The organism is Rhizorhapis sp. SPR117, assembly GCF_021742065.1.
Map to the genome: position 1 here is coordinate 1 of NZ_JAKKIE010000117.1, position 5307 is coordinate 5307.

7 protein-coding genes are annotated in these 5307 nt (G+C 56.8%); 3 read left to right on the forward strand and 4 right to left on the reverse strand.

Annotated features, from left to right (window positions below):
- The first annotated feature begins 175 nt into the window (after positions 1–175).
- A complete protein-coding gene (locus L3X40_RS20805) occupies positions 176–1150 on the forward strand; it encodes an NAD-dependent epimerase/dehydratase family protein (protein ID WP_237367271.1) in 975 nt (324 codons plus the stop codon).
- 6 nt (positions 1151–1156) lie between these two features.
- Here the strand turns inward: L3X40_RS20805 and L3X40_RS20810 are convergent, their stop codons facing one another.
- The 3 genes from L3X40_RS20810 to L3X40_RS20820 all read right to left on the reverse strand — a co-directional run bounded on the left by L3X40_RS20810 (position 1157) and on the right by L3X40_RS20820 (position 2678).
- Entirely contained in the window at positions 1157–1648 is a 492-nt protein-coding gene (locus L3X40_RS20810; protein ID WP_237367272.1) for a Dps family protein, read from the reverse strand.
- A 122-nt stretch (positions 1649–1770) separates the two neighbouring features.
- Complete coding sequence (locus L3X40_RS20815) at positions 1771–2337, reverse strand: TMEM165/GDT1 family protein (RefSeq protein WP_237367273.1); 567 nt, start codon at positions 2335–2337, stop codon at positions 1771–1773.
- A 17-nt stretch (positions 2338–2354) separates the two neighbouring features.
- Positions 2355–2678, reverse strand: a complete 324-nt coding sequence (locus L3X40_RS20820) for a hypothetical protein (RefSeq protein ID WP_237367274.1) — start codon at positions 2676–2678, stop codon at positions 2355–2357.
- A 219-nt stretch (positions 2679–2897) separates the two neighbouring features.
- Between L3X40_RS20820 and rpmG the strand changes: the two genes are divergently transcribed.
- Positions 2898–3065 (forward strand): 50S ribosomal protein L33, encoded by a 168-nt coding sequence (gene rpmG, locus L3X40_RS20825; protein WP_237367275.1) that lies wholly within the window; start codon positions 2898–2900, stop codon positions 3063–3065.
- A 319-nt stretch (positions 3066–3384) separates the two neighbouring features.
- On the opposite strand, the gene L3X40_RS20830 is transcribed toward rpmG, so the two are convergent.
- Positions 3385–4089 (reverse strand): hypothetical protein, encoded by a 705-nt coding sequence (locus L3X40_RS20830; protein WP_237367276.1) that lies wholly within the window; start codon positions 4087–4089, stop codon positions 3385–3387.
- A 677-nt stretch (positions 4090–4766) separates the two neighbouring features.
- On the opposite strand from L3X40_RS20830, the gene L3X40_RS20835 reads away from it, so the two are divergent.
- Entirely contained in the window at positions 4767–5279 is a 513-nt protein-coding gene (locus tag L3X40_RS20835; RefSeq protein WP_237367277.1) for a hypothetical protein, read from the forward strand.
- Positions 5280–5307: the final 28 nt, after the last annotated feature.

A 5307-nucleotide genomic window follows, 5' to 3' on the forward strand; every position in this document is an offset into this window, starting at 1 on the left:
CCGGTACACTTTTACTCCGAAATGAACGGACCCCAAAAGACCCGTCAGTGGTACATTTTTACTCCGCCGTTTATAGACGGGCCTGAAAATCCAATGAAAGCTTTTTGCGCCGTATGGGTAACACCACTATTGTCCAGACTGCGTCGCGCGAACTTATGACCGGAGGAATTCATCCATGACGATCATCGTGACCGGTGCGGCCGGGTTTGTCGGACATAGCGTTGCACACAGATTGCTTGATCGTGGCGAGAGCGTGATCGGTGTCGACAACTTCAATTCTTATTACGATCCCGCATTGAAGGATGCACGCGCCGCCACCCTGATCGCCCGGCCCGGTTTCCGGATGGAGCGGATGGATATATCGGACGCGCCGCGCATGGCCGCGCTGGTGCGTGACAACGGGATCAGACGGATCGTCCACCTCGCCGCGCAGGCGGGTGTGCGGTATAGCCTTGAAAACCCCTTTGCCTATGAAAAGTCCAATCTGGCCGGGCACCTGTCTGTGCTGGAGGCGTGTCGCCATGCGGAGGGCTTCGCCCATCTGGTTTATGCATCGTCCAGCTCCGTCTATGGCGACAAGCCGCTTGGCGGCGAAGGCTTTACCGAGGATGAGCCTGCCGCCAGCCCCGTCTCGCTTTATGCCGCGACCAAGCGGGCGTGCGAGCTGATGAGCGCGGCCTACGCCAATCTTTACGGTTTTCCGCAGACGGGCCTGCGTTTTTTCACCGTTTATGGTCCGTGGGGGCGACCCGACATGGCCTATTTCAGTTTCACCCAAAAGATCATGGCGGGTGAACCGATCGAGGTCTATGGCGAGGGGAAAATGGCCCGCGACTTCACCTATATCGACGACATTGTCGATGGGATCATCGGCGCGCTGGATAACCCGCCGCCTGCGCGCGAAAACCGTATCCTCAACATTGGCGACAGCCATCCGGTCGGCCTGATGGAGATGATCTCCACCCTGGAAAAGGCGCTGGGCAAGCAGGCGGAAAAGATCATGCGGCCCATGCAGCCGGGCGATGTCACCGCCACCTACGCCGATGTGTCAAAGCTTCACGCGCTGACCGGATACCGGCCGCGCGTGATGCTGGAGGAAGGGTTGCAGCGTTTTGCCGACTGGTATCGCGACTATTACGCTGCGCGCTGACGCTACTCAATCCTTGCGACTGGCCTCGAACAGGAACCATGCGCGTTTTTCCGCCTGATCGGTCCAATCGTCGATGAGGCTGTCGGTCGCATTATCCTTTGCCTCGCCCGCTGTTTCCTTGGCCGCGCGCAGGGTTTCGACCAGCTTCAGATTATCCTCGCGCAGTTCGGCGAGCATGTCGTCGGCCGACACGAATTCGGCGTCATTATCCTTGATCGTCTGGTGGCGGGCGATGTCGCCGATGGAGCGCAAGGTGGTGTTGCCCGTCTTGCGCACCCGTTCCGCGATCAGGTCGGTGGTGCCCAGAATTTCCGTCGCCTGTTCATCCAGCATCAGGTGATAATCCCTGAAATGCGGGCCGGAAACGTGCCAGTGGAAATTCTTGGTTTTCAGATAGAGCGTATAGCTGTCGGCCAATATACCGTTCAGCGCCTGCGCCACCGACTTGGTGGCGTTGCTGCGAAGATCGGTTGGGGTCTTGAGTTCGGAAATGGACATGGTTCCTCCTGTCGGGTCGGGAGCGGTCTATGTTCTTAACGGCCTGGATGAGGAAAAGTGCCACGGAACGAGACATTTGAGAAACCGATTACTTTAAGCAGAGTGATCGGGTGAAGCGATTATTACATCAGGCCAAGCGCGCCCAGCCCCACCAGCGCACCGATCAGCAGGAAGACCGCCCCTGCCCCCTTGCGGACCATGGCGAGGGGGAAGCGCATGAATAATTGCTGGCGCAGCAGCACGGCGGGCGCGATGGCAGCGGTGATGCCGATCGACGCGCCGATGGCGCTCATCACCGGATCGGCGGTGCGGACGGCGACCCCCGCGACGATGAATTGCGACTTGTCCCCGAATTCCAGAATAAACATGGCGAGAAAGGTTGTGAGGAACGCCCCGATCTTCCACCCCGCAACCGTGTCGGGCCGCTGTACGGGGAGCCACATGCCAACCCCGGCAAACAGGAACGGCAGCGCGAAGAACAAGGTGCGCGCATCCGCACCGATCATGTCCGCGATCAGCCAGCCGGCGGTGGCGGACAGGGCGCAGTTGAGGATGGTCGCCAGCGCAATACCGCCCAGCACGACACCGTCATTGCGAAACCGCACCGCCAGCGCCAGCGCCAGAAGCTGCGTCTTGTCGCCTATTTCGGCAAAGCCGCTGGCCAGCAGAGCAATGAGCAATGCATCCATATGCTAATGTCGCCGCATCAGGCACCCATGCGCAGCGACATCGCCGCCAGATAGGCCGTGGTGACATGCGGGCCGACCGCTTCACACCCCACCGCATCGCGCATCAGGTCGAGATAGGAAAGGATCATCGCGCCATGGCCGTCCAGCGCCAACGCGGATTCGAGCGTGCTCGCCATCTGTTCCACCGGGCCAAGGTTATAGACGCGGGCGATGTGGCGGATCATGTCGACCTGTTCGCACAGGCTGGCGAGTTGCAGATGACCGCCTTGCGCCGCAATGGCGTCTATGCGGTTGATAAGGTCGGAACGTACCAGCATCATCGCATCGCTTTTCATGGCCATGCCCCCCCATTTCAAAAGTCCCCGCGCAAAACATGCGCCCCGAGTGGTTAATGAGGCGTAAAGCGGGACGGACAGGGGCCAATAAATCCGTCGCGGCGCCCGTTGCGACCTTGACAATGAAGCCGGATTCGCTCATTGGCCCAGCCTGATCCGGGCGGCTGCGCAGCCGCTTTTATTTTTTCGCGTCATTTGACCGCCAGTTTTTAAAGGGAATGGGCCATGGCCAAGCCAGCCACCGTCAAGATCCGCCTCGTCAGCAGCGCCGATACCGGCTTTTTCTATGTGACCAAGAAAAACCCCCGGAATATCACGGAAAAGATGACGTTCCGCAAATATGACCCCGTCGTGCGCAAGCATGTCGAGTTCAAGGAAGCCAAGATCAAGTAAGCCCGCAGACCGGGTTTCCGGTCGCACAGGCGCTTTCATAGCGGCCCGCGCCTTCATCGGCGGCGGGCCGTTTTGCGTTGGGGTGATTCGGAGGTGGGAGGAGGAACTTATGTCCGTTATCCCAGCGAAGGCTGGGATCCATGTCTCTATCCTTTCATAACCACCGCTTGTGGATAAAGAGATGGATCCCAGCCTTCGCTGGGATGACGGGAGTGTTTTTGGGAGACGTCGCAAAACCACTCCGTCCCCCTCATTCCCCTCTCCCCGGCCCTCTCCCCTGAAGGAGAGAGGGAGGTTGCGGTGTGGAAGTTTAGGAAGTTTAGGGCTGTGGCGGGCATGTTTCGTCTTCCTTTACTTCCCATTCGGCCAGCAGTTTTTCCGTCAGGCCGGAATGATAAGCGCGTTCCCATTGGTCGAGGGTCCAGTGGTGCATGTCGGCGGGGTCGAGGTCGGATATGTCGATGTCGGGCGCGGTTCCTTCGCCGGGAGGGATTGGCGCGGGATGGGGCGCAGGATCGGGTGCCGGATCAGGTGCCAGAACAGATGGCGGCGTTTTATGTTCATAGAGGCGGTCGAGCAGGCGCATTTCGTAAGGGGCGATCTGCCGGGCGCGCAGGAAATCGGCGGCGGCGCTGGTGCTGTATTCGGTTTCGTCCTCTTCCTCCTCCTCCTCATAATCTTCATATTCCTCCGCCTCTTCCTCTTCGGGGGGCAGGGGTTCGGGGATGGTTTCGGCGTCCTGTTCCATCGCATCGAGGAAGCTGTCATATTCATTGGCGATGTTGACCAATAACTCGCCGCCGGTGCCAAATCCCCGGTCGGCCCGGTTGATGAGGAAGATGAGCAGGCGGTTGTCGATGCGGGTGCGGGTGCCGGTCACTTGCCCGCCGGAGACGATGTCTTCTTCCTGCCCCTCCAGCGCGCGGGTCCAGGCGGTGTCGACCAGCCGTTGCCGCGCGAGGCGCAACGCCGCGTCCCAGGCGATGGAAAAGGCCCGCCCCCCCCCCCCGGCGGCGCAGCGCATAGGCCGATTGCACCGACATGCCCGCCGCCCGCGCCGCGTGTTCGACAATGCCGGTATCGGCCAACGCCTCCACAAAAGCCCGCTGCCGCGCCCCGGTCCAGCCATCATGACGCGGCCGAAGCTGCGCCGGGGCAAAGTCCGGCGGGACGACAGGGCCAGCATCAAGAGGTTGCAGGGCCACCGTGACCGGAGAGGCTTTGGCGGAGTGAAGCTGTGCGCCATGGTTACTCATGGCGCAAATAATAACCTATTTGGTTAGGTGTAGGACAGGGGTTTGTTCGGTTGTTCCACAGAGATAACCTGAATGAGGTAAACTGAATGGCTGTCGATAAACACTAATTAAAACAGCACACAAAATATACGAGCGAGACGTATCGCCGCGCTAATAAATTATTGCACTGTGCTGTTAGTCATGGATTCTTATTGGAATCTCTATGAGTTACCGTCGATGATTCTGCCGTCGATCGCGAGTTTATATGACGCATATGACCATTCTGCATCGGCGCTGGTGATGAACTAGCAGCCCGATGCGAGCGATCCAAAACTTCATTTAACCATGCATTTCTGACTGGTTCAGAAGCCATATGTCCCTCCCTTTTGACTAGCGTTATCCTCTTGACATAATTCATGTGCTGAGGTCCACACTTTTGCGATGAAATTGGAAAAAGGGGGGACAGGTGGTTTCTACATTAGAAAAGCGCCCAGAGATTTTTTTTGCTCTAATTGCTCCCATTGGTATCAACCTTGATCTCGTGCAAAAGGAATTATCCCATGCTCTTCGGAAAATTGCTTACACTCCAGAGATAATAAAATTAACTGATTTTATTAAAGATCATAATGAATGGTTTGACCTAAAATACGAAACAGAATTTGAAAGATACGAAAAATATATCGCTGCTGGAAACGAGTTCTGTAAAAAAGCAGAGCGACGTGACGCACTAGTGTTAAGTGCTATAGCACAGTTATATCGTAAACAACCTAAACGCCCCGATGAAATTTCGTATGGAACGGCCTATATTTATAGACAAATAAAGAGAGTAGAGGAAATAAAAACTCTTAAACAAATTTATGGAAGAAACATAATATTTATAGGATGTCACTCTCCAAAAAAGATAAGAGTTAAGAATTTAGTTTCTACCTTACTGAATGACAGACCGGCTGATGCCGGTAGGTTCATGGGTTGTGGCTGAAGCCTGTGCTGTGGGTATGGCGGTCGAG